Origin of the sequence: Iningainema tapete BLCC-T55, from assembly GCF_014698965.1 — a bacterium.
Taxonomy (GTDB): Bacteria; Cyanobacteriota; Cyanobacteriia; order Cyanobacteriales; family Nostocaceae; genus Iningainema; species Iningainema tapete.
Map to the genome: position 1 here is coordinate 299,969 of NZ_JACXAE010000072.1, position 22,270 is coordinate 322,238.

General features: G+C 40.0%; 20 protein-coding genes and 1 pseudogene. 9 read left to right on the forward strand and 12 right to left on the reverse strand.

What is annotated here, in order from left to right:
* Positions 1-6: 6 nt before the first annotated feature.
* A complete protein-coding gene (locus tag ICL16_RS22380) occupies positions 7-1,176 on the reverse strand; it encodes a cysteine desulfurase family protein (protein WP_190832166.1) in 1,170 nt (389 codons plus the stop codon).
* A 140-nt stretch (positions 1,177-1,316) separates the two neighbouring features.
* Here ICL16_RS22380 and purU point away from each other — a divergent pair, with 140 nt between their 5' ends.
* Complete coding sequence (purU, locus tag ICL16_RS22385; protein WP_190832169.1) at positions 1,317-2,171, forward strand: formyltetrahydrofolate deformylase; 855 nt, start codon at positions 1,317-1,319, stop codon at positions 2,169-2,171.
* Positions 2,172-2,187: 16 nt separating this feature from the next.
* Here the strand turns inward: purU and ICL16_RS22390 are convergent, their stop codons facing one another.
* The 3 genes from ICL16_RS22390 to ICL16_RS22400 all read right to left on the reverse strand — a co-directional run bounded on the left by ICL16_RS22390 (position 2,188) and on the right by ICL16_RS22400 (position 3,733).
* Positions 2,188-2,571 (reverse strand): hypothetical protein, encoded by a 384-nt coding sequence (locus tag ICL16_RS22390; RefSeq protein ID WP_190832171.1) that lies wholly within the window; start codon positions 2,569-2,571, stop codon positions 2,188-2,190.
* A 3-nt stretch (positions 2,572-2,574) separates the two neighbouring features.
* The gene (locus tag ICL16_RS22395; protein WP_190832173.1) at positions 2,575-2,964 is read right to left on the reverse strand and encodes a hypothetical protein; all 390 of its coding nucleotides are present in this window, start codon (positions 2,962-2,964) and stop codon (positions 2,575-2,577) included.
* Positions 2,965-3,061: 97 nt separating this feature from the next.
* The gene (locus ICL16_RS22400) at positions 3,062-3,733 is read right to left on the reverse strand and encodes an SDR family NAD(P)-dependent oxidoreductase (protein ID WP_238360899.1); all 672 of its coding nucleotides are present in this window, start codon (positions 3,731-3,733) and stop codon (positions 3,062-3,064) included.
* A gap of 237 nt (positions 3,734-3,970) precedes the next feature.
* Between ICL16_RS22400 and ICL16_RS22405 the strand changes: the two genes are divergently transcribed.
* Both ICL16_RS22405 and ICL16_RS22410 read left to right on the forward strand, forming a co-directional pair.
* Positions 3,971-4,819, forward strand: coding sequence for an FAD-binding domain-containing protein (locus ICL16_RS22405; protein ID WP_190832177.1), 849 nt, complete (start codon positions 3,971-3,973; stop codon positions 4,817-4,819).
* A gap of 4 nt (positions 4,820-4,823) precedes the next feature.
* Complete coding sequence (locus ICL16_RS22410) at positions 4,824-5,240, forward strand: hypothetical protein (RefSeq protein WP_190832179.1); 417 nt, start codon at positions 4,824-4,826, stop codon at positions 5,238-5,240.
* A 277-nt stretch (positions 5,241-5,517) separates the two neighbouring features.
* Here the strand turns inward: ICL16_RS22410 and ICL16_RS22415 are convergent, their stop codons facing one another.
* Positions 5,518-6,927: an isochorismate synthase gene (locus ICL16_RS22415; RefSeq protein ID WP_190832181.1), complete on the reverse strand. Its 1,410-nt coding sequence runs from the start codon at positions 6,925-6,927 to the stop codon at positions 5,518-5,520.
* Positions 6,928-7,229: 302 nt separating this feature from the next.
* Between ICL16_RS22415 and menA the strand changes: the two genes are divergently transcribed.
* Together menA and ICL16_RS22425 are read left to right on the forward strand one after the other, a co-directional pair.
* Positions 7,230-8,153 (forward strand): 2-carboxy-1,4-naphthoquinone phytyltransferase, encoded by a 924-nt coding sequence (menA, locus tag ICL16_RS22420; protein ID WP_190832183.1) that lies wholly within the window; start codon positions 7,230-7,232, stop codon positions 8,151-8,153.
* Complete coding sequence (locus tag ICL16_RS22425; protein ID WP_190832185.1) at positions 8,137-9,111, forward strand: o-succinylbenzoate synthase; 975 nt, start codon at positions 8,137-8,139, stop codon at positions 9,109-9,111. The genes menA and ICL16_RS22425 overlap by 17 nt, the downstream gene beginning before the upstream one ends.
* 6 nt (positions 9,112-9,117) lie before the next feature.
* On the opposite strand, the pseudogene ICL16_RS22430 reads toward ICL16_RS22425, so the two are convergent.
* From ICL16_RS22430 to ICL16_RS22445, 4 genes and pseudogenes are all read right to left on the reverse strand, one after another.
* Positions 9,118-9,565: pseudogene (locus ICL16_RS22430) on the reverse strand (acyl-CoA thioesterase).
* 71 nt (positions 9,566-9,636) lie between these two features.
* The gene (locus ICL16_RS22435; RefSeq protein ID WP_190832189.1) at positions 9,637-10,707 is read right to left on the reverse strand and encodes a T3SS effector HopA1 family protein; all 1,071 of its coding nucleotides are present in this window, start codon (positions 10,705-10,707) and stop codon (positions 9,637-9,639) included.
* Positions 10,708-10,721: 14 nt separating this feature from the next.
* Positions 10,722-11,954: an aminoglycoside phosphotransferase family protein gene (locus ICL16_RS22440; RefSeq protein ID WP_190832191.1), complete on the reverse strand. Its 1,233-nt coding sequence runs from the start codon at positions 11,952-11,954 to the stop codon at positions 10,722-10,724.
* Positions 11,955-12,421: 467 nt separating this feature from the next.
* Positions 12,422-12,745: a TMEM14 family protein gene (locus tag ICL16_RS22445; RefSeq protein WP_190832193.1), complete on the reverse strand. Its 324-nt coding sequence runs from the start codon at positions 12,743-12,745 to the stop codon at positions 12,422-12,424.
* Positions 12,746-12,831: 86 nt separating this feature from the next.
* Between ICL16_RS22445 and ICL16_RS22450 the strand changes: the two genes are divergently transcribed.
* The 3 genes from ICL16_RS22450 to ICL16_RS22460 all read left to right on the forward strand — a co-directional run bounded on the left by ICL16_RS22450 (position 12,832) and on the right by ICL16_RS22460 (position 16,918).
* Positions 12,832-14,160: an ATP-binding protein gene (locus ICL16_RS22450; protein ID WP_190832195.1), complete on the forward strand. Its 1,329-nt coding sequence runs from the start codon at positions 12,832-12,834 to the stop codon at positions 14,158-14,160.
* A gap of 66 nt (positions 14,161-14,226) precedes the next feature.
* Entirely contained in the window at positions 14,227-15,525 is a 1,299-nt protein-coding gene (locus ICL16_RS22455) for a tellurite resistance TerB C-terminal domain-containing protein (RefSeq protein ID WP_238360900.1), read from the forward strand.
* Between the two features lie 70 nt (positions 15,526-15,595).
* A complete protein-coding gene (locus tag ICL16_RS22460) occupies positions 15,596-16,918 on the forward strand; it encodes an ATP-binding protein (protein ID WP_190832197.1) in 1,323 nt (440 codons plus the stop codon).
* Positions 16,919-17,188: 270 nt separating this feature from the next.
* Here the strand turns inward: ICL16_RS22460 and ICL16_RS22465 are convergent, their stop codons facing one another.
* From ICL16_RS22465 to ICL16_RS22475, 3 genes are read right to left on the reverse strand one after another with little or no spacing between them, the layout of a single operon-like run.
* Positions 17,189-18,661, reverse strand: a complete 1,473-nt coding sequence (locus ICL16_RS22465) for a DUF1802 family protein (protein WP_190832199.1) — start codon at positions 18,659-18,661, stop codon at positions 17,189-17,191.
* Positions 18,658-20,652, reverse strand: coding sequence for a P-loop NTPase fold protein (locus tag ICL16_RS22470; RefSeq protein WP_190832201.1), 1,995 nt, complete (start codon positions 20,650-20,652; stop codon positions 18,658-18,660). Before ICL16_RS22470 ends, ICL16_RS22465 begins: the two co-directional genes overlap by 4 nt.
* A gap of 46 nt (positions 20,653-20,698) precedes the next feature.
* Entirely contained in the window at positions 20,699-21,370 is a 672-nt protein-coding gene (locus ICL16_RS22475) for a hypothetical protein (protein ID WP_190832203.1), read from the reverse strand.
* A 342-nt stretch (positions 21,371-21,712) separates the two neighbouring features.
* Between ICL16_RS22475 and ICL16_RS22480 the strand changes: the two genes are divergently transcribed.
* Positions 21,713-22,207: a hypothetical protein gene (locus tag ICL16_RS22480; RefSeq protein ID WP_190832206.1), complete on the forward strand. Its 495-nt coding sequence runs from the start codon at positions 21,713-21,715 to the stop codon at positions 22,205-22,207.
* Positions 22,208-22,270 lie beyond the last annotated feature (63 nt).

A 22,270-nucleotide genomic window follows, 5' to 3' on the forward strand; every position in this document is an offset into this window, starting at 1 on the left:
AAATTTTCAACCTACTAATGAAGCTTGGCGGCGCAAACTTTGAATAGTGGCGATCGCATGTGCTGCAACTCGATCGATTTCCTCTACACTATTAAAGCGTCCGATGCCAAATCGGATTGACGCATAAGCTAACTGTTCTGGGTGTCCTAATGCAGTAAGAACGTGAGAGGGTGCAGTACTAGTGGAGGAGCAAGCTGAGCCAGAAGACACTGCCATCACTGGTTGCAATCCTAACGACAGTGCCGAGCCATCCACTTGCTCAACACTGATGTTTAGATTTCCTGGTAGTCTTAAGGTAGGATGTCCGTTGAGATGAATTCCCTCTAACCCAGAAAGCTGTTCCCATAATCTTTGTCTTAATTGGGTGAGACGCTCAGTTTCCGTTGTTTGTTCTTGTAACGCTATCTCCACCGCCTTACCTAATCCTACGATTTGCGGTGTATATAATGTGCCAGAACGCATCCCTCGTTCGTGTCCACCACCATGTTGTTGAGGAGCAAGTTGTACTCTGGGATTGCGGCGACGGACGTACAACGCACCAATACCTTTAGGACCGTATACTTTATGTGCTGTTAGCGACATTAAGTCAATTTTCATCGCCTGCACGTCTAGGGGTATTTTACCAATGGCTTGGGCGGCGTCAGTGTGGAAAAGAACATTGCGGGAGTGACACATTGCACCAATTTCTGCCAATGGCTGCAACACACCTATTTCATTATTAGCAGCCATCACCGTCACTAAAATTGTATCGGGACGAAAAGCGCGATCCAACTCAGATAAATCTATCAATCCATCTTTTTGAACGGGAAGGATTGTGATTTCAAAACCAAGAGTTTTAAGATACTTACAAGGATCGAGTACCGCGCTGTGTTCGGTGGCAACAGTAATTATATGCTGCCCTTTTTGAAAATAGGCTTCTGCAACACCTTTAATAGCTAAATTATTCGCTTCTGTCGCACCACTAGTAAAGACAATTTCTTCCGGCGTGGCGTTGATTGCGTCTGCTAAAATTTCCCGTGTTTGTTTAACAGCAGCTTCTGCTTCCCAGCCGTAAACATGACTGATGCTCGATGGGTTGCCAAAGTGTTGTGTGAAGTAGGGAATCATTGCTGCCAGTACCCGTTCATCGACGGGTGTAGTAGCATGACAATCTAAATAAATAGGGCGTTGAGACATGATTATTTAGTAAAGAATTGAATCTAATTTTTTTATAATACTCTAGAAGGCACAGATCCCCGACTTCTTTAAGAAGTCGGGGATCTTGTTGTATACGAATGATTTAGGATTGCTATATATAACTCCTAGTCTCTATTACTATGAAAAGTCCGACAGCAACGCTATTAATTTCCTGTCCCGATCAGCAGGGACTGGTGGCGAAAATTGCCAACTTCATCTATGCTAATAATGGTAATATCATCCATGCCGATCAGCATACAGACTTTGCATCTAGGTTATTTCTCACGCGCATTGAATGGCAACTCGATGGGTTTAATTTGCCTCGTGAGTTGATTGCGCCGGCATTTAATGCGATCGCCAAACCTCTGGAAGCTAACTGGCAGCTACACTTTTCCGACACGGTGCCGCGAATCGCCATTTGGGTAAGCAAGCAAGACCATTGTCTATTAGACTTGATTTGGCGGCAGCGTGCTAAAGAATTCTCGGCTGAAATCCCCTTAATTATTAGCAACCATCCTGATTTAAAGGAGGTAGCTGAGCAATTTGACATTGATTATCACTACATTCCGATTATCGAGGGTAATAAACCAGAACAGGAAGCAAAACAATTAGAATTGCTGCGGCTGTACAACATTGATTTAGTTGTGTTAGCGAAATATATGCAAATTATCAGTGCAGAATTTATTGCTCAATTTCCGCAATTAATCAATATTCATCACTCATTTTTACCAGCTTTTGTTGGTGCAAATCCTTATCATAAAGCTTTTGAACGAGGCGTAAAAATTATCGGTGCAACATCTCATTATGTCACTACTGATTTGGATGCAGGACCGATTATTGAGCAAGATGTAGTGCGGGTAAGTCACCGGAATGAAGTTGAGGATTTGATTCGCAAGGGCAAGGATTTAGAGCGAGTTGTATTAGCCAGAGCAGTACGTTTCCACTTGCAAAATCGCGTCTTGGTGTATGGAAACCGGACAGTAGTTTTTGAGTAGGATCAATTGAGCAAACTTAAGCTGTTTGACACAACTTCAATAATTCCTGTGTAGAGTAAACTTTTTGGTTTGAGTCGTAAATCACGCAATTCCATTTTGTGGCAAAGTTACAGGCAAATTCAAGGGCTATTTTTTCACTCCCAGGTTTTTTGCTAACATCAAGTAGGATATGAGTTTTTGGACTACCACCAAGCCGCTGTGTAATCAACTCAATTTCTTCAACATCAAAGTTTGTTAGCTCACTATTATCTAAAGCTATCCAAACATTGATATTGCCCTTAGATAAACGTCCATCATACAAATTATCCGGATGCAACACTGCTCCTACTTGCTGTAAAAAATTTTCAAATTCCTCTGGTTTAACATCAGCGCTAGAAATTAGAGAAATAGGTTCTGGCATTGATTATGCTCCAAGTATAGATAGTAAATGCAATAATTCTTCTTGAGTACGAACTATATAACCCCCCGTATTGGTGATATCTTGAGCCGGAGTAAATTTGTAATTAGGTGCATAGAGAATTACTGCTTTGTTGAGTGGATTTAAGTCAAGGTTTGATATCAATTTTTGAATTTGCTTCAATTTACGGGAAGTCTGAGTTGTTACTTCAATGATAGCGTTAACAGTTTCTACATCAATTTCACCTATTGACCCATTCAACCCTACTTCTTTATTAAAGCTGATTAACTCAAATCCTGCTTGAATGATGGCATTAGCCACTATGCCTTCTAAAACCTTTTTAGGGTCGTCTGAGTGGAGTGCTTCGTTAATAGCGTCATTAAACGGGATAACCACATTCTATACACAGTTAATGCTATATGTGTTGCTTAAGAAGATTGTAGAGCGAACAGCTTTGGTTTTATCTCTTACCGATAGCATGTTACTGTGGCAGTTAGCCTTTGAGTTGTGCAAGATTTATTTCGGGCATATATGATGCCTGCGAAAGCTTCAGTGAACAGTCAATTACAGATATCAAATCGCTTAATGGTATAGGAACTTGAGGTGAGAAAGTACTATTAGCTATGTCGTTTAGGACTTCTGGTGTGGCAATATTTCCAGGGTTAATCACCGTGAAGCTAATCCCAGTGTTCTTTAGCTCAATCTGCAAAGCCTGTGCAGCACCGCGTAACCCAAATTTAGAAGCTGTATTTGCTACTTCTCTTGTTGCTTGATTATCTAAACCAGATAGCGAACCTATAAAAATTACTTTTGGAACCTGAGATTTTTTTAAAGATGAAATTAATCCTTTTACTAATTTAATTGGAGCTATTAGGTTGACAGCTATTACGCGATCAATTTCCTCATAACTACTATTGATAAAATTATAGTCAGTGGTAAATGCACCTTTTTCCCAGGTTCCTCCGAGAAAAAGAAGCGCATCTAGAGGGCGAGAATCAAAGGCTGCACAAACTTTATCAATACCTTGCTGTTCTGAGACATCTGCCTCAATCCACTTTCCAAATTTTGATGGATTTCGCGAAACACATACTAGGTTCTCTACTTTGTCATGGTAATACTCTGCAACTGCCAGACCTATTCCACGACTACCGCCAATAATAAGCATGTTTTTTATCATATAATAAATTTTCTCTTTATTTTCTTAATTTTAAATTGCTAATCATCAAGTGTGTTTTTTGACGGTGCAACTACGGTAACGCCATGTATTATATTTTTCCACTAGTTTAACCTTTCTCCTGTGCTAGCAGCAAAGTTCTGCCATCAGGTTGAGGGCGATCGCGCTTATTTATACGTAATAATAGTTAATTAACTTGCGTAGGTAGAACCAAAATTCAAAAACGATATGACTAACAATATGCAACGCGACTTTGCCAACCGTGATGACTTGGTAGCCTACCTCCGCGAACAATTTCCCCACGCTGCAAAACGCGATCAACATGTCAGCGAAACTGTGGGAGGACGTAAAGCTGCGGAAAACGTACTGCAAAAAGTAGACCCATATCGCTACGGGAAATCACGTAACTTTTTCACTGGTGCAGTAACGCGACTTTCTCCTTACATTCGCTATGGCGTTCTGAGCTTGCGTGAAATTCGCGATTATGTGCTTGAGCGCGTCAACAATCAAAACGATGCCACTAAACTAATCAACGAGTTAGGCTGGCGCGACTACTGGCAGCGGTTGTATGTCAAGCTAGGTAATGGTATCTGGCAAGATCAAGAGGAATACAAAACAGGTTATACTGTCAAAGACTATACACCTGATTTACCTGATGACATTACTGAAGGTACTACCGGACGAGTTTGCATTGACAGCTTCAGCCGTGACTTAAGGGATATTGGCTACCTGCACAACCACGCCCGCATGTGGTTAGCAGCATACATGATTCATTGGCGGCGCATTCGTTGGCAAACCGGGGCAAAGTGGTTTCTCGAACACCTCTTAGATGGCGATCCTGCTAGTAATAATATGTCATGGCAATGGGTAGCCAGCACTTTTAGTCACAAACCGTATTTCTTCAACCGTGAGAATTTAGAACGCTACACTGAAGGCGTTTACTGTCGTCAATGTCCTTTATATGGTAAGTGCGATTTTGAAGGTAGCTATGAAGAAATAGAAGCGCGGCTTTTTCCTAAAGGCGAATTTAGCAAACAATCTAACAGTCAAAGTTTCCAGCGTGGTAAAAAACGTTAATCCTATGAGTCAACCAATCATCTGGGTACACGGTGACTGTCTAAGTCCCCAAAATCCCGCACTCCAAGAGTATCCCAACGCTCCTGCAATCTGGGTTTGGGACGATGCTTTGATCGAAGAATGGCAATTGAGTCTCAAACGCCTTACTTTTATATATGAATGCTTGCTTGAATTACCCGTCATCATTCGCCGTGGCAATGTAGCGCAAGAAGTTTTGGCTTTTGCTCAAGAGCATAATGCCAACAAAGTTATCACAGCAGAGAGTCCCAGTCCTCGTTTTGATGCTATCTGTGACGAAATTGAGCGTTCTGTTGAGTTAGAAGCTTTGGAGGTAGAGCCGTTTTTTGATTATGACGGCTATATCGATCTCAAGCGCTTCTCTCGCTACTGGAAGGTAGCGGAAAAATACGTGTTTGAGTAAAGGGATGGGCGTAAGTTGGTAAATTTACGCCCATTTTTGATGAAAACCATCACATTAATTAGTCTAAAACTGAATCAATCGATGGTAGTGATTTTTGCACCGCTGGTTAAGCTGTAAACTGTATTATTAGCAAGCATAACTAAAAAAAGTCCTTTATGTTGCCAGTTTGGCAAGATTTTACACGTATAAGTAATAATCCTAATTTGGTATTTTACTTATAGGTAATCAAAAATAATCTAACTAAGTAATATCCCCCCTTAGGAGGATATAATGAATGTCAAACTAATGCTTTAAGCAACGCTTGAAGTTTAAGTTGAATTTCTGCCAGTTCTTTGTCAGGATCGGAACCAGCGACGATACCAGCACCAGCATAAAGTCGGGCGCAAGCGCCATCTATTAATGCGGAACGAATGCCCACAATAAACTCGCAGTTACCATCCGAGTCTACCCAACCCAATGGGGCAGCATATAAACCCCGCTCAAAATGCTCAAAACGACGAATTTCCGCACAAGCAATATCTCTGCCTGCACCTGCAACTGCTGGTGTAGGATGCAGTTGCGCCACAATCCTTAAGGGATGAACGTTAGGAGGTACTACTGCGCTAATGGGTGTCCATAAATGCTGAATGTTAGATAATTGTCGCAAGCGCGGTGCTGACACTTGAGGTAATAAACCCAGATTTGATAAGCTTTGACTAATAAAATCAATCACCAATGAATGTTCGTGCCTTTCTTTTTCACTATTTAGTAAACGATTGGCTTCTTCAGCATCTTCAGTAGGTGTTTTGCCTCGTGGTGCGCTTCCTGCCAAAGCATCAGTAATTAATTGTTGATTTTGTATACTAATTAACCGTTCTGGACTTGCACCAATAAAGTTTTGCCCCTTGCCGTTACTTGTGGAAAATACGTAACAATTTGGGTGTAACTGTCGCAGATTGTTTAAAGATTTGAATAAGTTAAATTGCGTGTTTGCGCTGACATCAAGTGTATCTGCTAAAACAATTTTACTTAAATGATTTGACTGAATTTTTTCTAACGCTGATACTACTGAACTTTTAAATCTTTCCGGATTCGCAACAGATTTTTGTCCAAATTTAGACCCAGAACAATTAAGATGTGGTGAGTAATATCCTACAGTTTGGATAGTTTCAACTGTTGTATGGAAAAACTGTAGTAATCTTTTAATATCTACGCCTGCATGAATCATTGTATTGGCAACTAAGATGCAGTGCTGATCTAAAAGAGTTACTTGCCAACGCGGCAGAAAAATGCTAGCAGATGGAAATGGATAATCTGTTTGAAATTGATCGAAGAAACTGAAACCACAAAAAAAGAGCGGTTTAGAAAAAGGCAGATTTGTCTGGGAAAAATAAGTTATATTATCCCGGCACTGTTTAATAAATTTTTCTGATTTAACGAAACGGTTTTTGCCCGCTACTTCTAATTTTACTACAGCATCAATGGCAGCGATCGCCACATTTTTACTTTTGTTTTCCCAGTAAAAATTAAGTTGATTTGGTTGTGCCAGTTTATTAAATACTACAAGCGGGTCAACTCTGTCAATCTCTAAAGCAATACTCACAATTTGCGTGCGATTACTTTTTAAGTAATTCTGTTGTGTGGAAAGAAATTGACATATTTCTTGATTATAGATAAAAAAGTCGGTGAGACACGGGGAAACTGTCATGGATCTAGAAATAGTAAATTTTTTTGAAGTTATCTTCCTAAAGTGTGATGAATCGTGGTCGTATTTCTACAGGTAACACAAAGAGCTGCCTTTGATCCAGCGTGGGAGCACAAGCATGATTGAGAGTGAGCAAAACCCAGTTTGGTGTCTAGTTTCTGGCTGTAATTTACGGGTATTCGTCAAGCCCGCGCCAGATTAACAAGTCGGATTGTACCCAACTAAAAGTTTTACTGGGAAAACGGTGGTACCCTGTGTTACCTACCTGGATGCACTCGTGCTAGCAATATAATTAATCTCGACTGATGACTACAAAGCTAATTTCATATCATCATCCCAACAGTAAATTATGGAAAGCGGCAATCAAGTTGCCCATGTACAGCGTTGCGATTATGCCCATCTGGGTAGGAACGGCTGTAGCTTTTGCGGAAACAAAAATTCTTCATGTCGCCGTATTCTCCACTTTTTTAGCGGCGGCAATTTTAATTTTGGCTTGGGAGAATCTTAGTAATGATGTCTTTGATTCAGAAACGGGAATAGATCAAAATAAACACCATTCTCTGGTGAATTTGACAGGCAGTAAGCTATTAGTATTTTGGTTAGGGAATTTGTTTTTAGTTTCGGGGTTGCTGGGAATTCTAGTAATCTGCTGGTGGCAAAAAGACTTAACCGTGATGGGGCTAATTTTGTTGTGCTGTGCCTTGGGCTATGTTTATCAAGGACCTCCCTTCCGTTTAGGATACCAGGGTTTAGGGGAGATAATTTGCTTTTTTGCTTTTGGTCCGGTGGCAGTGTCAGCGGCATATTATAGTCAAACCAATAGCTGGTCGATGACCAGTTTAACAGCTGGTGTGATTGTGGGGATTGCCACGAGTTTAATTTTATTTTGCTCTCACTTCCACCAAGTTAAAGATGACTTAGCCGCAGGAAAGCGATCGCCTATTGTTCGCTTAGGCACACAAAACGCCGCACAACTCCTACATTGGTTCACAGGTAGTATTTATGCCCTCAACGTGGTGTTTGTGCTGTGGGGAATTCCCTTGTGGACTTTACTTAGTTGGCTAAGTATACCCTTTGCTAAAAATTTATGCCACCACGTTGGTGAGTATCATAACCAACCTGATAAAGTCAGTAACTGTAAATTCATCGCTGTGGTGGTACATTTTTGGAGTTGCTTGCTGTTCGGTGTGGGATTTATGCTTGCAGGGGTTAATGCGTTATCTGTTTGAGTTTCGTCCTTATCGACGGAGATTTGTGCGGGCGTTAAGTACCAGCTACGGTAGTTGGGAATTTCGTGATGGAATTATTGTGCGTCTTGTTGATGAGGCTCAAAGAGTGGGTTGGGGCGAAATCGCCCCTATTAGCTGGTTTGGTTCGGAAAGTTTAGAAGAGGCTTTGGATTTTTGTTGTGGGTTGGGAGGGGTGGTTACGGAGGAGGCTATTTTTTCGATTCCTGATGAGTTGTCTGCTTGTCAGTTTGGGTTTGAGGTTGCTTGGGAAGATATGAACCGCGAAGACGCCAAGAGCGCCAAGGAAGAGGGTTTTACTCTAAGCTACTGTGGTTTGTTGCCTGCTGGGGAAGCTGTGTTACGGGTTTGGAAGGAGTTGTGGCGCTCGGGGTGTCGTACTTTTAAGTGGAAGATTGGTGTTTATGGGGTGCAGGAGGAGTTGGCAATTTTTGAGTTACTTGTTCAGGCAATGCCTGATGGAGCAAAATTGCGGTTGGATGCTAATGGTGGGCTTTGTTTTGAGGAGGCTAATTTATGGTTATGGAGTTGTGATAGTTTGAGGGCTAGTTTGGAGATTGAGTTTTTGGAGCAACCGTTGTCTGTGGAGTATTTTGATGAGATGTTGGAGTTGAGTTGTTGTTATGCAACTGCGATCGCTTTAGATGAATCTGTGTCTACACTTAAACAATTAGTGGCTTGTTATGAGCGCGGCTGGCGAGGTGTTTTTGTGATTAAGCCTGGGATTGTCGGTTCTCCTTCTCGTTTGCGTCGGTTTTGTCAACATTATCAGATTGATGCGGTGTTTTCATCTGTTTTTGAGACGGCGATTGGTAGACAAGCTGCTTTGGGGCTAGCTGTGGAGTTATCGCAGCATAACCGAGCAGTGGGTTTTGGTGTGAATTACTTTTTTGATCGAGAGGAAGAAACTTGGCTTGAGAATTTATGGAAAGATGTTTAGCTCAGTTCAAAGTACATCTCTAGCCTTTCTTCTCTGGTGCGCTCTCTACGCCTGTGCGGTTCAAATCCAACCATACCCTCATTTCCTCAGACAACTCTGTTTTACTTCTACTACTTGCATCAATACAAACATGCCGAGTAATTGCTTTAGCAACAATTACCTCATCAATCATAACTTCATAAACAACCTCAAAGCGATCGCCACTTAGTTCTTGAGGCATTAACCTAATCACCAAATCATCCCCACAGTACATAGGGCGAAAAAAGTCAACACCAGCATGAACAATCGGAAAAGCCACAGGTGGATGAGTAAAAAATTCTTTAAGATTAATGCCCGATGCTTCTAAAGATTCTTCATAAGCTTCATGACAAATAGCCAAAACATTGGCAAAATAAACTACCCCAGCAGCATCAGTGTCTTGAAACCGAACGGTACGATTATATTTAAATGGCATGGGGAAAATATAAAATTCTTTATTAGATAATTGTAGCCCAGAAACCCGGTAACTTTTACGAAACCGGGTTTCTATATGGGGAAATAAATATCCTCAGAATAGGGGTTCAGGTAGGGACGCTGCAAGTCAATACCAAATTTAGCAAAATGTTGGTGAATTGCAATCATTCGCTCATCAGGTGAATTTTTACCTTTTTGCCAAGCTGACAACAACGCCGACGCGACAATTTGGCAACGATTCAAACCAAAATTGCTATTTGGATTTTGTGGCTCTTCTGCTAAACCCAGCCCTGGTGCTAAAAACTTAGTAAATAAGGGGACTTCTGTGTGAAAATAATCTTGATTTTCTGCATAAATTATCTGCAGAATTTCTCGCACTACAGGATAGTCTTTGCGTTCAAAGTAGAGTATTCCTGAGTCATAGCGATTGTACACACAACGATTGTATGGAACCTGAAAACTAAACCCAATTGCAGCAGCGTTAAGTTGTAGTGTAAGGCTATTCATGAGCGCGATCGCACCCTCTGGAGTTAAGTTGAAGAAAATTCGCCCTACTCCCAAATCAGCATCTGGGTAGCTTTTTTCTTGTCCAAAGTTGCTCAGTGCAATGTAGAAACCATTTTTCAGTCGATTTTTCGGCATCCAAATAGCGACAAACTCGCCAATGGCACATTGGTTTATCGGTTCGAGATGGCGATTGGCGACATGCTGTGCGTCTACTTGTTCAACATATAATATCAAACCACCTTTAGTCACTGCAATACTACCATCCGGTTCTTTGCGTAACACCTGCCAGTCAGGATCGAAATAACCTATGCCATGATTGTTGGCGTCTAATAGTTCGTAAAATTGCCAATCGATTTCTAGCAGTGAGTTATTTTCTAAATTTTGGTTTACAGCGCTACTCTTGTCTGTATTTATTGCCAATATTGTTTGTAGTGAGCCATTGTAATAAATACCGTGGAGAAAATTTCGTAGTAACAGATTGAGATACTTAAGCTGTAATTCGATTGAAGTCTGCTTGAATCGCTCTGCTACTTGAGTTGGCAGTGCAAACTCTTGATAATGAGGATGGTAAATGCAAAATGGTTCTATTTGAATTAACTTGGCAATATCGAAGAGAGAATCTAGTAATTGATTCATACTTCATTTTTTCCTTAACAGCCACGTAAGCGAGTTTTGTCGTAATAAATACGCAATAAATTTTGTTTTACTTCAGTCTCAGACAAGCTAGAAAAATTTGTAAATGGTTTGATGATTTCTGATTCTGACATGCCAAATACTGTCAGCATAGATTCCTGGGGAAGTGTAAGTAAATTTTTCGCTACCTGAACTGTATAAACACTGGCGTTATCAAAGTATTTGCGATTCTGAATCATTTCTTGCACTTGATTAATTAAGATTAATCCGGCAAACTGAATAACGCGCACCATAAAGTCATGACGCTCGGCTAAAATCAGGGGAAAAGCATTGAGATATGCTCTAACTAAGCTAAGTATTGAAGGTTGAAGCAAATCTAATGGTGTCGCCGCTAATTCTAACGATTCTTCTAATGATATCGATGAATCTACTACTAAGCTACGCAACCAATTTTCTAAGTAGCTGGCAACTATTGTTCCTAAATCAAAAGCTGGATCTCCCCAACTACAAGCTTCCCAGTCAATCAACCGTATAAGGCAATTGTCTAGCTGCTTCCATCGAGAATGCACCAAAATATTGTTAAATTTTAGATCGTTGTGAGTTAGGCAGCAAGGAGCAAATTCTCCAGCCAATTCTGCTATTGCCGCTTCTAAACTTTCATAACGTTGATAAAGAACATAGAATTTTAATGCATCAATAGGAACTGTACCAAAAATTTCTGGTCCTATTGATTCTATCCCTTGTGCTGGGTTGTAATACTGATAGCGAAACTGTCCTTCTGGCGGTGTTGCCATGAAGTTACGATACTCTTGGCGGTTAAATGTGGCACGATGCAATACTCCTAAAGTTGTGCCAATAGCGATTGCAATTGCTTCTGGATACTGGTTGTTCTGATAAAAACTTGCTAGCTCAATATATTCATTGAGGTAGTTACGTACAATGATGGAATTTTCTGGATCGTAATGTACTACCAATGGTGCGATCGCTGACATATTTCCCAGTACAGGAAACCGTTGTAATAATTGATGAAACAGCCACTCATTAAAAAATTCTTGTGGTATTCCGGCATTATCAATTGTTAGTTCCTGTTTAACCAAAAGTTGACGATTTCCTCTGGAAGTAATCAGTAAATTAAAATTTTTCCGATCACTTCGGCACAATACGGATGTAGTTACGCTATCTTCTGAACTAATCAGATCGGCATCCTGTAGATACTTGATAACGTTATGTTCAGATAGTGAAAGTACCATATAATATTTCCTATGTTGTCAAGCTAAAAAGATATCGTTATCTGAGTATTTGGTAGATAGCAACTCTTACACGCAGAACAATTGGATTGATACTATATACTAATATCTGATTTTGCTTAGGAAGATCTGCCAAAATGCCAATTATACCTTGACTATTACTTTCAAGTTTTTGAGTACATTTTGTGATAAAAACAGCCCGTAAATCTATTTACGGGCTGTAGGCATAAGTCCTATCAACAAGACTGGAAATGGACTTATTTGCTCAGGTATTAATAACAAATTACAAGATTGATTAGTATTCTCCGGATAAATAGAATGATTTGATTCATCTGTAGAGACGCTCCAAGGGAGCGTCTCTACGATTAATTTGTGGGTGAGGGCGTCTGTACAATATTTTTTGTCACAAACGCCCTCCTTACAGTAATACTAGTGTACTATTATAATTATCTCCGCAAGAAAGTTGAAATTTATGTGATAAAAACTACAACTTGTTTTACCATGACTGCTAGTGCTACTATACCGAGAATAGTCATCAATCCCGCTGGCATAAACTTACGTGTTTTAACTAATCTCAAGGTAAAGAAAATTAACAAAATGGTGGTGACAATGGTAGCCAGAATGGAACCCCAATTGTGTCCTTGAAATTGGACAATAGCAGCAAACACAAGTAATAAACCACTGACACTACCACTAATCAGGGAAACGATGCTGTTGGCTTTAAAGTAACCAATTATACCACCAACAATTACCAAGATGCCGTAGGCAAGAGCGACAAGAATACCTAAAGTCATTGTTAAACCTATTAGATTGTGATTTAGCTGCATGTGTCGGCAGACAATTTAACAAGCGCTGTTTAGCAAAATAACCTGAATAATTAATGGATAATCAAGCGATTGCAAAGGTTCAATTTCTCCAGCGTCAAGCAGCGTCCTTATTACTCTACCAATCTGTCCTCCAAGCGGAAGTGGGTAAGGCATTTCTTGACTTGTTGCAAGCTATACGCTACACTGACGCCGATGCACGGGGTTGTCTCGAAGCCTACGGCATTTACTTCAAATCCTTAGCTGCTTTAAATCAAAACTGGGAGGAATTTCTCATCGCGCAAATTCTCAAAGATGACAATCCCTTTACTCGGCAAGCTCAACAGCAAGAATTTCAGAATTTGCCTGCTTGTTTGGTAGCAGCAGCAGCTCATGATTTACAAGCACTGCAAAGTCTTTATGAATGTAGCAGCGCTTCTTTGAGTGAATGGGTGCAAGTCGTGGCAAGAATGCCTGTTTCACCAGTAGTATGGTATCAAGAAATAGAGACGCAATTGAACACAACTGTAGAGACGCGATATATCGCGTCTCTACAAGAGATAGAAAATTGGGCTGATGCTGTAGAAGATTTGGCGGCACATTACCGTCAATGTGGTACAGGTTTATTTGCGGAATACAAGGCTGCACGCTGGTTGGATGGGAAGTTTGTTGGTATCCGACACGCCGATCCAGTAAAGTTAAATGAATTAGTGGGTTATGAGTATCAGCGCGAGGCTTTGCTGAAAAATACAGAATTTTTATTATCTGGACTTAGGGCGCTTTCTGTATTACTTTATGGTAGTCGTGGCTCGGGAAAGTCTTCTTTGGTGAAAGCGTTGTTAAATGAGTATAGCGATCGCAATCTACGTTTAGTGGAGGTTGCTAAATCGGAATTAAAAGATTTACCAGAAATTGTCGAATATTTACGTTTAGCACCACAAAAATTTATTATCTTTGTTGATGACCTTTCCTTTGAGGAAGATGATGACGCTTTCAAAGCTCTTAAAGTAGTTTTAGAAGGAAATGTAACTGCACGACCGCAAAACGTTATAGTATATGCAACTTCTAACCGCCGTCATTTAGTTCGAGAGTTTTTTGCTGACCGACCTGCGCCCAGAGATCATGATGAAGTTCATGCATGGGATACTATGCAAGAGAAGCTTTCTTTTAGCGATCGCTTTGGTTTAACTTTGACTTTTGAACCTGCAGACCAAAACACTTATTTACAAATTGTCCGGCATCTTGCCACAATTGCAGAAATTAATATCAGTCAGGAAGATTTAGAACACCAAGCTAAAGAGTGGGCGATTCGTCATAATGGTAGATCGGGAAGAACAGCACGTCAATTTGTAGATTTCTTAAAGGCAGATTTAACATTATTTAATGCACAAAATCAGAAATGCTAATTCATAGTACAGACGCTCCGCAGGAGCTTCTCTACAACCTTTATAATTTATTCCAATTACTGAACTATGCTAAAAACTAGCCATATGCAACCTGCAACCAGTAGCAATCGAATCATGATCGGTATCATTGCTTTTAGTGTGAGTTTTGGACTAAGTTTGGTCTTAAACTGGAACTTTAATCAAGCCCTTTTTACAGGTGCGATCGCTGTACCTGCCACCTATCTAGCCGCATTATTCGTTGATAAGCGACGTAGAAATTCTGAAATGCTGCTTTTAGATTCTCTTTCTCGTCGAATCAGAGAACTTGAGGGGCTGAAGAATCGTGTTGTAGAAGAAGTCAATCGACTAGAAGCTCATCGCTCTTTATTATATAAAGAATCAACCCAACTGCAAAATCAAATCACAGATCGTCGTTGTCAAAGAGATAGTCTCAATCGAGAGTTAAGCAGTTTTATTGGCGAGAAAAAACAGTTAGAAGTAAAAGTAAACTACTTACAAACTGAAATTCATAATTTGGAGAAAAATAAAGTAGAACTGAATAACACCTTCACTTCTCTTGCCGCTGAAAAACGCCGGCTCGATTTAAATTATAACCTATCCCGTTCAGAAATAACTCAGGTACAAAAGCAAATTGGTGAATTAGAACAACAAAAACAAGAACTGGAAAATAGTGTAACTTTACTTAATCGACTTAAACCGCAATTAGAAGAAAAACTACATGAATTGCGAGAGCAAATTCAAAAACTAGAAACTCAGGTAAATAAGCAAAATAAATTACTATCAAGTCAAAGGCAAGAAAAAGAAAATATAGAAAATAAGCTGAAGTCTCTCCAAACTCAAATAGGAGAGGAACAAACTCAACTAGAAAATCTGCAAGGGCAAGTTGGAGTATTGCAAGCAGAACGAGATCAATTGCAAAGCCAAGTTTGGGAATTACTACAACAAGTAAATACCCTAGAGCAGGAGCCATTATATAATGATAGTGATGTAAGTAATAATGTAGATTTATTTCCTTTTGCTGATTTAATTGAGTCTTTAGAACCCGTAGCGACGATAGGCGGAAAAACAGAGTTACCCTTGGAGTGGACTAACCTGATCAAACATCTCAGAGAACATGAAATTCAGGTATTAAAAGCAATCATCGAGCAAGAAAATCCTTATGCTACCATAAAAAAAATAGCAGAGGAAAACATCACCATGCCAAATATATTAATTGATGCCATTAATGAACATGCTAATGATACGATAGGGGAACTAATTATTAACCCTAGTTCTGAACCCATAGTAATATATCAAGAGCATATGACAATGGTGAAACGTGCGATCGCCATGCACCAAAACATCATGGCACGGCAAACCTCATAAAATTAAAACACATAGGCTTGAATGCAATGCTTACCCTCAGGGTAAAATAAAATGAGGTCAGGTGATGTACATGGCAAAGTTGAAAATCTCAAAAAAAGTATCTACGGCTCTAATCAACTCTCTTAGTGCAGGAGTAGTACCAAGAGTAGGACTAGAATATATAGCAGTAGGTAGGGAACAAGAACTAAAAAGCCTGTTACAAAATCTTGACGATATAGCAGAAGGGGTAGCAGCATTTCGTTTTATCATTGGCAACTATGGTTCAGGCAAAAGCTTTCTGCTGCAACTGATTCGCAATGGGGCAATGGAACAAGGTTTTGTCGTCGCTGATGTAGATTTATCCTCAGAACGCAGATTGGCAGGAACAAACAATGAAGGTTTGGCAACCTACCGAGAATTAATGAGTCGTCTCGCTACAAAAACACGTCCTGATGGTGGTGCGCTAGTTTCAATTTTGGAAGGATGGATTAATAAAATTCAACAAGAAGTTGCGAAAGATACGGGAATGCGTCCTAACGAAGACGGTTTTGACGATAAAGTAGAAGAGAAAATCAGGGAAGTAGTTCAATATATTGAAGACTTGGTGCACGGATTTGATTTTGGTAGCGTTATTGTTGCTTATTGGCGTGGCTACCGATTAGATGATGATGAATTAAAGGGTGCAGCTTTACGTTGGTTACGAGGAGAATTTGCCACCAAAATAGAAGCAAAAGCTGCTTTAGGAGTGCGAGTTATCATTGACGATGAGAGTTGGTATGACTACGTTAAGCTCATAGCTAAGTTTGTCGCTGAGATTGGCTATAAAGGACTTTTAATTTTACTTGATGAAGCTGTAAATTTATATCAAATATCCCCTACAGTTAGTAGAGAAAAAAATTACAACAGACTGCTAGGAATGTTCAACGATACTATGCAGTGCAAAGCAGAACATTTAGGTATTATCATCGGTGGAACAACAAAATTTTTAGAAGATCCAAATCGGGGACTTTTTGCCGATCAAGCATGGCGAAGACGCACAAAAGAAAGCCGTTTTACCACTCAAGCAGGTGTCCAAGAATTTTTAGGTCCAGTAATAAGACTTAACCCATTAACATCAGAAGAAATTCTCAAACTTTTACTGAATTTGACAGAAATTCACGCTCTCAACTTCGGCTATAACCAAACTTTAAAAACTAGCGATTTGAAAGAGTTTGTAAAAGAAATTGTCAATCGCTTAGGGGCAGAAGCATTGCTTACACCCGGCGAAATCGTGCGGGACTTTATTAGTGTACTAAATATTCTTTACCAAAATCCAGAAATCTCGTTTAGTAAAGTAATTCATGGCTCTGATTTTAAACCCACTGCTTACGGTAGCACAGATAGCAACGACGACATAGCAGAATTTAGTTTATAGTCAATTTACTCGAACCGATTGGTTTTGAGGTAACGAGCGCAAGTAAACGGTTAAGAGGGATTAGACAAAGCTTGTATTCAACCTGACTTGATTATCAATTAGCTATCAAATTGTGACACAAAAACATGGTGGATCATTGGATTGTATTTCGCAGCTTGGTGTTGGTACTGAGTTTGTGATTAATATTCCTATTAGATAAGAGCCACTGGCAGAATATGATTCAAGAAAATAAACCGCCGAGACGCAGAGGGCGCAGAGGAAAGAAGTGGGTTAGGTTTGATTAATTGGTAAGTTACGGAGGAAGTAAAAGCGATCGCTCTTCAAATCACCTACATTCCCCCGCCCCAAGTAGCCAGTCAAAGGAGAGGAAAGCTCTATCAATAAATCGTGAACTGCCTCGCTAGTTTGCTTGGGATTGTGAGTGGCATTGTAATGAGCGCGAATTTCTGTAACTGTGAAACCCTGATTAATGGCTCCTGGATTTTCGTTATCTTGCTCGGAGAGTTCTTTGACTGCTTGAATAATCTGCGATCGCAAACTCATTTCTCGATAAACTTGATTAATGTATTTTTCAACTTCCTCATCGGACTGACCTACTTTTAGATATTCTTTTAGTTTAAACAAGTCTATTGAGTTACGATAAGTACTTTGTAGTTTCACCAGTTTCTGAAGTGTTTCTGGATTAATAATAGTCATACCATGTACCTTTGCAGAATCTTGTAGTTGGATTGTAGGTTCACCAGGACCGATAATTAATTTAGTAGATCGCTGAAATATTTCTTGACTTTTTAGGCGTAATGTTCCTAAGTTTAGTAGTTGTACTGCCGTATCATTGGGAATTTTTTTACCAGCTTTACATTCCCCTACTAGTGGATATGGCTGTGAACAGAATACATCTACACCACCAGCACCGCCTTTATGGAATTCATCAACTGTAAATCCTAAAAACTCTATGCTCTGACGAACTATATTTTCAAAGTCTGTCCCTGCTTGATAATTACTTTTGCCTTCATCTTGTTCTTTGCTGCGCTTCCCCAAAGCTACAATGTCATTAATCCAAGCTAAATTTTGCTGAGGTAGCGTTGGTAGCTGCTCAGTAGTCCAACCTAAAAATAGTTGGATATCCTGGTGTAATTGTTTCGCGGCTGAGTTGGTGATAGCAAGGAAAGCTAAAGCGCCTTGCAATTCTTCTAATTCAGGATTTTGTGATGGTTGGCGTATTTCTAATTGGTTTTTACGTTGGGTGAATAGGCGATCGCTTACTACTGGTTGTGCTTCAGAACCTCTCAAAGAATTAGGTAAAGGCACAAACTGACGACTTTGGAGTTGTACAGGAATTTCACAGTGATTGAGTAGTTGGTAAACGCGCAAGTAAGCCAGAAAAATATGAGATCGTTCCCCAAGTGCTTGCTTTAATGCTTCTTTTGTCCAAACGGTTAACTGTGACAAAGACTCAAATGTTTCAGGAAGATGCATTTTGCAGCTTTCGCATTTAGCCCAAGCTTTAATCACAACTGTTTGAGAACCTAAGTTTACAAAAACCTTTTGGGCAATGGGTAAAAAACCTGAGCGGTAGTACCGCTCAAGAGGTAAAATCGAGACGTTAGCTGGATAGAGCGCAAATTGCTGCCCAGGGTTAATGAAATTCTGGGGCATTGCAACAATAATTCGCCCTTGGATTAAAGCTTCAACATCGGCAGCAGGCAAACATAGGGCTGTTTGAAGCAAGACTGATTGAGTCATACTTGGCTAAATAACTCACTTAGGTCTTCTGATTCGTCTGCGTTTTCCTGAATCGAAGGGTTAAGGAAGTCGTTTAATAATTCTTCTCCCTGTATAGTATCTTCATCAATCTGACCCGAAGGAGCGCTCAAAATTTCTAGTAGCAAAGGATTATCACGAGTTAGCCGATAGGAAAACTTCAGAGTTTGCTCATCGTTGAGCTGATAACGTTCGCGCTTTTGATAAACAAAATAGAGGTCAATTAGTGGTCTAATTTCCGCTGATTTTAGATCTACATGTTCTCCTCCCAATTCTTCCACAAGCTTCTTGAGATATTCGTATGAGTCCCAATTCTTACGAATCTTTTTTTCTTCTGTTTTGGAACGAACTAAACAACCTCGCGTTATATCGAAAGTTTTATATTCGATTAACCTCCACATTCCAGCTCCTACTGGTTTTCCATGAGAGTATTGGAGAACAGCAACGCCAATTTTGAACATTTTACCTTTTTCTTTGCCAATAACTTTGAAGTTTATCCATCCTAAATTCTTTGATTTTGGTTCAATTTCAGCAACATCTTCGATTGTTACTTGTTCTAATTTCTCACCTGTAGAAGTTTCACCATCTAATGTTTGTCCTTTGAGACTTTGAAAACCAAAACGCAAAGCATCAGCAATCAGGGAATTATCATCTAGATAATTTCCCCGATTTACCTCACTCTCCCTCTTCAAAGCAAGCTCAAATCGTTCACCTGGATCTAGTGGTAGTATCTCGTCATCAACTTTAAAGTTCTCTGCACACCATTTCAAAGCTTCCCTGACTGTTAGTCCATTTTTACCATATTTTCTCAGTTCACTTTCTTCAAATGGGTAAAGGGGATGAGGAGGGATTAAATTTTTTGCCTCGTAAAACTCTTTCAGCCAAAGGGTGACTAACTCTACCATAGAATCGCCACTAAGAGATTTTAAATCTATCGGTCGGCGCTGGGTATATTTTGAAACTCTATCTGGTGTGCCACCATACATCTGATCTACCTTTAGAGTCCATGTATCAGGCAACATAACTGTGAGAATAACAACTCCTCGACCAAGTTCTGAGTGTTCAAGAGTATCATGTAAACGCTTAACTAAATCAGCAATTACCTGTGGAGTTGTTAATCCATCAGTATTACAGTTGTTTTCTACATCTATTTCGTCAAAACAAATAACCATGGGGTTATAGTAGCTCACCAAATTCAGTATTTGTTGAATAGTTTTGAAAGCTTCAGCTTCTTTATCTTTGTTAGTTGTATTTGAATTTGGTAATCCTAGAGCTTCAGCATGAGAGTTGGCTATCTCATTGCCAGACAACCATTTGATGGCAAAAGATGCCTGAGTTTCTGAAAGCATCCACAAAATTGCCCGGACAATATAGGGGTCAGCATTTGGTTTTATTTTCAGAACTTCTTTGGTCAGCCTATCCATTAAGTTTCTGTTTTTAGCTGACCAACTTGCACATACTTTGTCAAATCTTTCAACTAGTACTTGGGGTGAAAGGCTCGGAAAATTGGCGTCGATAGCTTTGAAACCTTCGTTTGCCATCTCGGCTGCTACCTGCTGCCACTGCGTCACTCCTTGACTACCGATGTTACTAAGACTATCTGCCAAAGTTTGCTGGAATTGGTATTTAATCAGATTTAAGTCGGTGTAGTTATTTACTCCTGCATATACGAACAACGCACTTCCATTGGCTTTAAGTTGATGGCGAATGCGACTGAGGATATGAGTTTTACCAACTCCGTATGCAGCAGTTATGGCTATTGATGTCACTTTCTCCTGGCAAGATTTAGTGGTATGCACTAGTTCAATAGCCTGAAAAACTGCATTAGAAGCGTGGGCATTTAGGGTAGGCACATCCAGGAATCCCTTTCCCCAGACATCTTGTTCTTTGACAATGCCAGCGTTGATAAATGGGTTGTAAGTTTGGATGACGGTGTTAACGGCTTCTATGGGCGAAACAGTCGAACTGTTCATAATGCTTGAGTGTTAGGTGAGGGACTACATAAGGATTTAGAAAAATTTAGGAATTTAAAAGCTTGACGTAATAGCGCAATCCACCTCCTGGGATGATGATTGAGTCCTCTCGTTTATCTGGGGTAATGTCTCGCATTTCTCCCGCCATTAGCTGAACAATGTCTTTCTCTTGCATTTCTAGCAGCCACTCATTGAAGTATTCGCGACTGATGCTTTCGCCTACTTCCCTTCTGATTCGATAAATTGGCACTAAGTCATTGAGGTTATAATCGCGGTTAAGCTGGTCGTATACTTTTAAAGCTTCCTGTTCAAACTCGTCGTAAGATTTAATCGCACTCTTTATCGCTTTCGCTGATGCATAAGGTACCGCACCATTCTTCTGATGCATCCACTTTAGCAGTGCATTAGCTGTCCAAGTTCCAACAATACTCCCTTCAAATCTAAAATCATCGCTTTTTAAACCTTCACCTAGTACATCTATACCCCTGGGAGATACCAAAGATAATCCTTTTTTGGAGATGGCGATCGCTCCTTGTTTTTCTAAAATATCAAAGATACTTTTAAAATCGGATACCTTCTTGCCCTTTGTGACAATTCGCTTAGTTAGTTCACCTTTTTTTACTTCTTCCTTAGCTCCTCCTAAATCCCACAAAGCCAGAAGGAGGCGAGTTTTAGCTTGAGCTTCTCTACCTTGTACACTAGTATTTTCTGCTGACATTTTCAGTGTTATTTTAAACATTATCAGTATATTTTAATTAAAAATTTTTTCTCTAATATTGATAAATATACTGTTATTTATAATAAAATAAAAATGAAATATTTTAAGTGTATTTACTGAAATAAATCATCGCGTCCTATAGGGGCGAGTTGTTCATCCCTACGATATTTCCAAAGAATGAACGTAAATTCTCTCAAAGGCAGGATGAAAGACTGGAAATATTCCATCATCATTGCAATAACAAGGTGTACTTGTGCGGTTGTAAACGAGTGGTAAACGTTTACTAAGCTGTTTTTGTCACAGCACTGCCCATTTACAACCGCAGGGTGATGAGGAAATACTATGAACACAACTTCCCCAAAGCGTAAAAAAGCACCGCTTCCAGTGGCAGTGTTTCTTTCAATTTTGCTAACAGTTCCAGTGCTTAGTAGCTGCGGTGGCGGCGGTTCCCAAACTGCAGCGCCACCGCCTCCTGTTGATAGTACCGTGAGTAGAAATGTAAATAATCCTGCTCCTACGCCAACCGAAACTAAGAGGGGATTAAATACGGGGCAGAAAGTTGCAATTACATTGGCGGGAGCAGCTGCTCTGTATTATCTCTACAATCGGTATAAGAATTCTCAAGGCGCAGGAGCCAAGGGCAAGTACTATCTTTCTAAGAACGGGCGTGTTTACTACCGCGACGAGCAAAATCGCCCAGTCTGGGTAACACCACCACCAGAAGGAATCAGAGTTCCGGAATCTGAAGCGCAACAGTACCGGGATTTTCAAGGATACAACGGGCGTGAAACAGGTCGCACGCTAAGAGACGTAGCTCCAGCAAACGCTCCAATATAAACCAGCAATCAAATTCATAACCGGGTTTGTGGTTTGGAAGGTAATGGAGCAATAACTTAACAA

Coding starts and splice junctions, on each gene's coding strand:
- ICL16_RS22470 (WP_190832201.1), bottom strand. CDS start 20,652: ATGAACAGTTCGACTGTTTCGCCCATAGAAGCCGTTAACACCGTCATC.
- ICL16_RS22390 (WP_190832171.1), bottom strand. CDS start 2,571: ATGCCAGAACCTATTTCTCTAATTTCTAGCGCTGATGTTAAACCAGAG.
- ICL16_RS22425 (WP_190832185.1), top strand. CDS start 8,137: ATGCGTTATCTGTTTGAGTTTCGTCCTTATCGACGGAGATTTGTGCGG.
- ICL16_RS22435 (WP_190832189.1), bottom strand. CDS start 10,707: ATGAATCAATTACTAGATTCTCTCTTCGATATTGCCAAGTTAATTCAA.
- purU (WP_190832169.1), top strand. CDS start 1,317: ATGAAAAGTCCGACAGCAACGCTATTAATTTCCTGTCCCGATCAGCAG.
- menA (WP_190832183.1), top strand. CDS start 7,230: ATGACTACAAAGCTAATTTCATATCATCATCCCAACAGTAAATTATGG.
- ICL16_RS22475 (WP_190832203.1), bottom strand. CDS start 21,370: ATGTCAGCAGAAAATACTAGTGTACAAGGTAGAGAAGCTCAAGCTAAA.
- ICL16_RS22415 (WP_190832181.1), bottom strand. CDS start 6,927: ATGACAGTTTCCCCGTGTCTCACCGACTTTTTTATCTATAATCAAGAA.
- ICL16_RS22480 (WP_190832206.1), top strand. CDS start 21,713: ATGAACACAACTTCCCCAAAGCGTAAAAAAGCACCGCTTCCAGTGGCA.
- ICL16_RS22450 (WP_190832195.1), top strand. CDS start 12,832: ATGGATAATCAAGCGATTGCAAAGGTTCAATTTCTCCAGCGTCAAGCA.
- ICL16_RS22460 (WP_190832197.1), top strand. CDS start 15,596: ATGGCAAAGTTGAAAATCTCAAAAAAAGTATCTACGGCTCTAATCAAC.
- ICL16_RS22445 (WP_190832193.1), bottom strand. CDS start 12,745: ATGACTTTAGGTATTCTTGTCGCTCTTGCCTACGGCATCTTGGTAATT.
- ICL16_RS22405 (WP_190832177.1), top strand. CDS start 3,971: ATGACTAACAATATGCAACGCGACTTTGCCAACCGTGATGACTTGGTA.
- ICL16_RS22380 (WP_190832166.1), bottom strand. CDS start 1,176: ATGTCTCAACGCCCTATTTATTTAGATTGTCATGCTACTACACCCGTC.
- ICL16_RS22440 (WP_190832191.1), bottom strand. CDS start 11,954: ATGGTACTTTCACTATCTGAACATAACGTTATCAAGTATCTACAGGAT.
- ICL16_RS22400 (WP_238360899.1), bottom strand. CDS start 3,733: ATGCTTATTATTGGCGGTAGTCGTGGAATAGGTCTGGCAGTTGCAGAG.
- ICL16_RS22455 (WP_238360900.1), top strand. CDS start 14,227: ATGCTAAAAACTAGCCATATGCAACCTGCAACCAGTAGCAATCGAATC.
- ICL16_RS22465 (WP_190832199.1), bottom strand. CDS start 18,661: ATGACTCAATCAGTCTTGCTTCAAACAGCCCTATGTTTGCCTGCTGCC.
- ICL16_RS22410 (WP_190832179.1), top strand. CDS start 4,824: ATGAGTCAACCAATCATCTGGGTACACGGTGACTGTCTAAGTCCCCAA.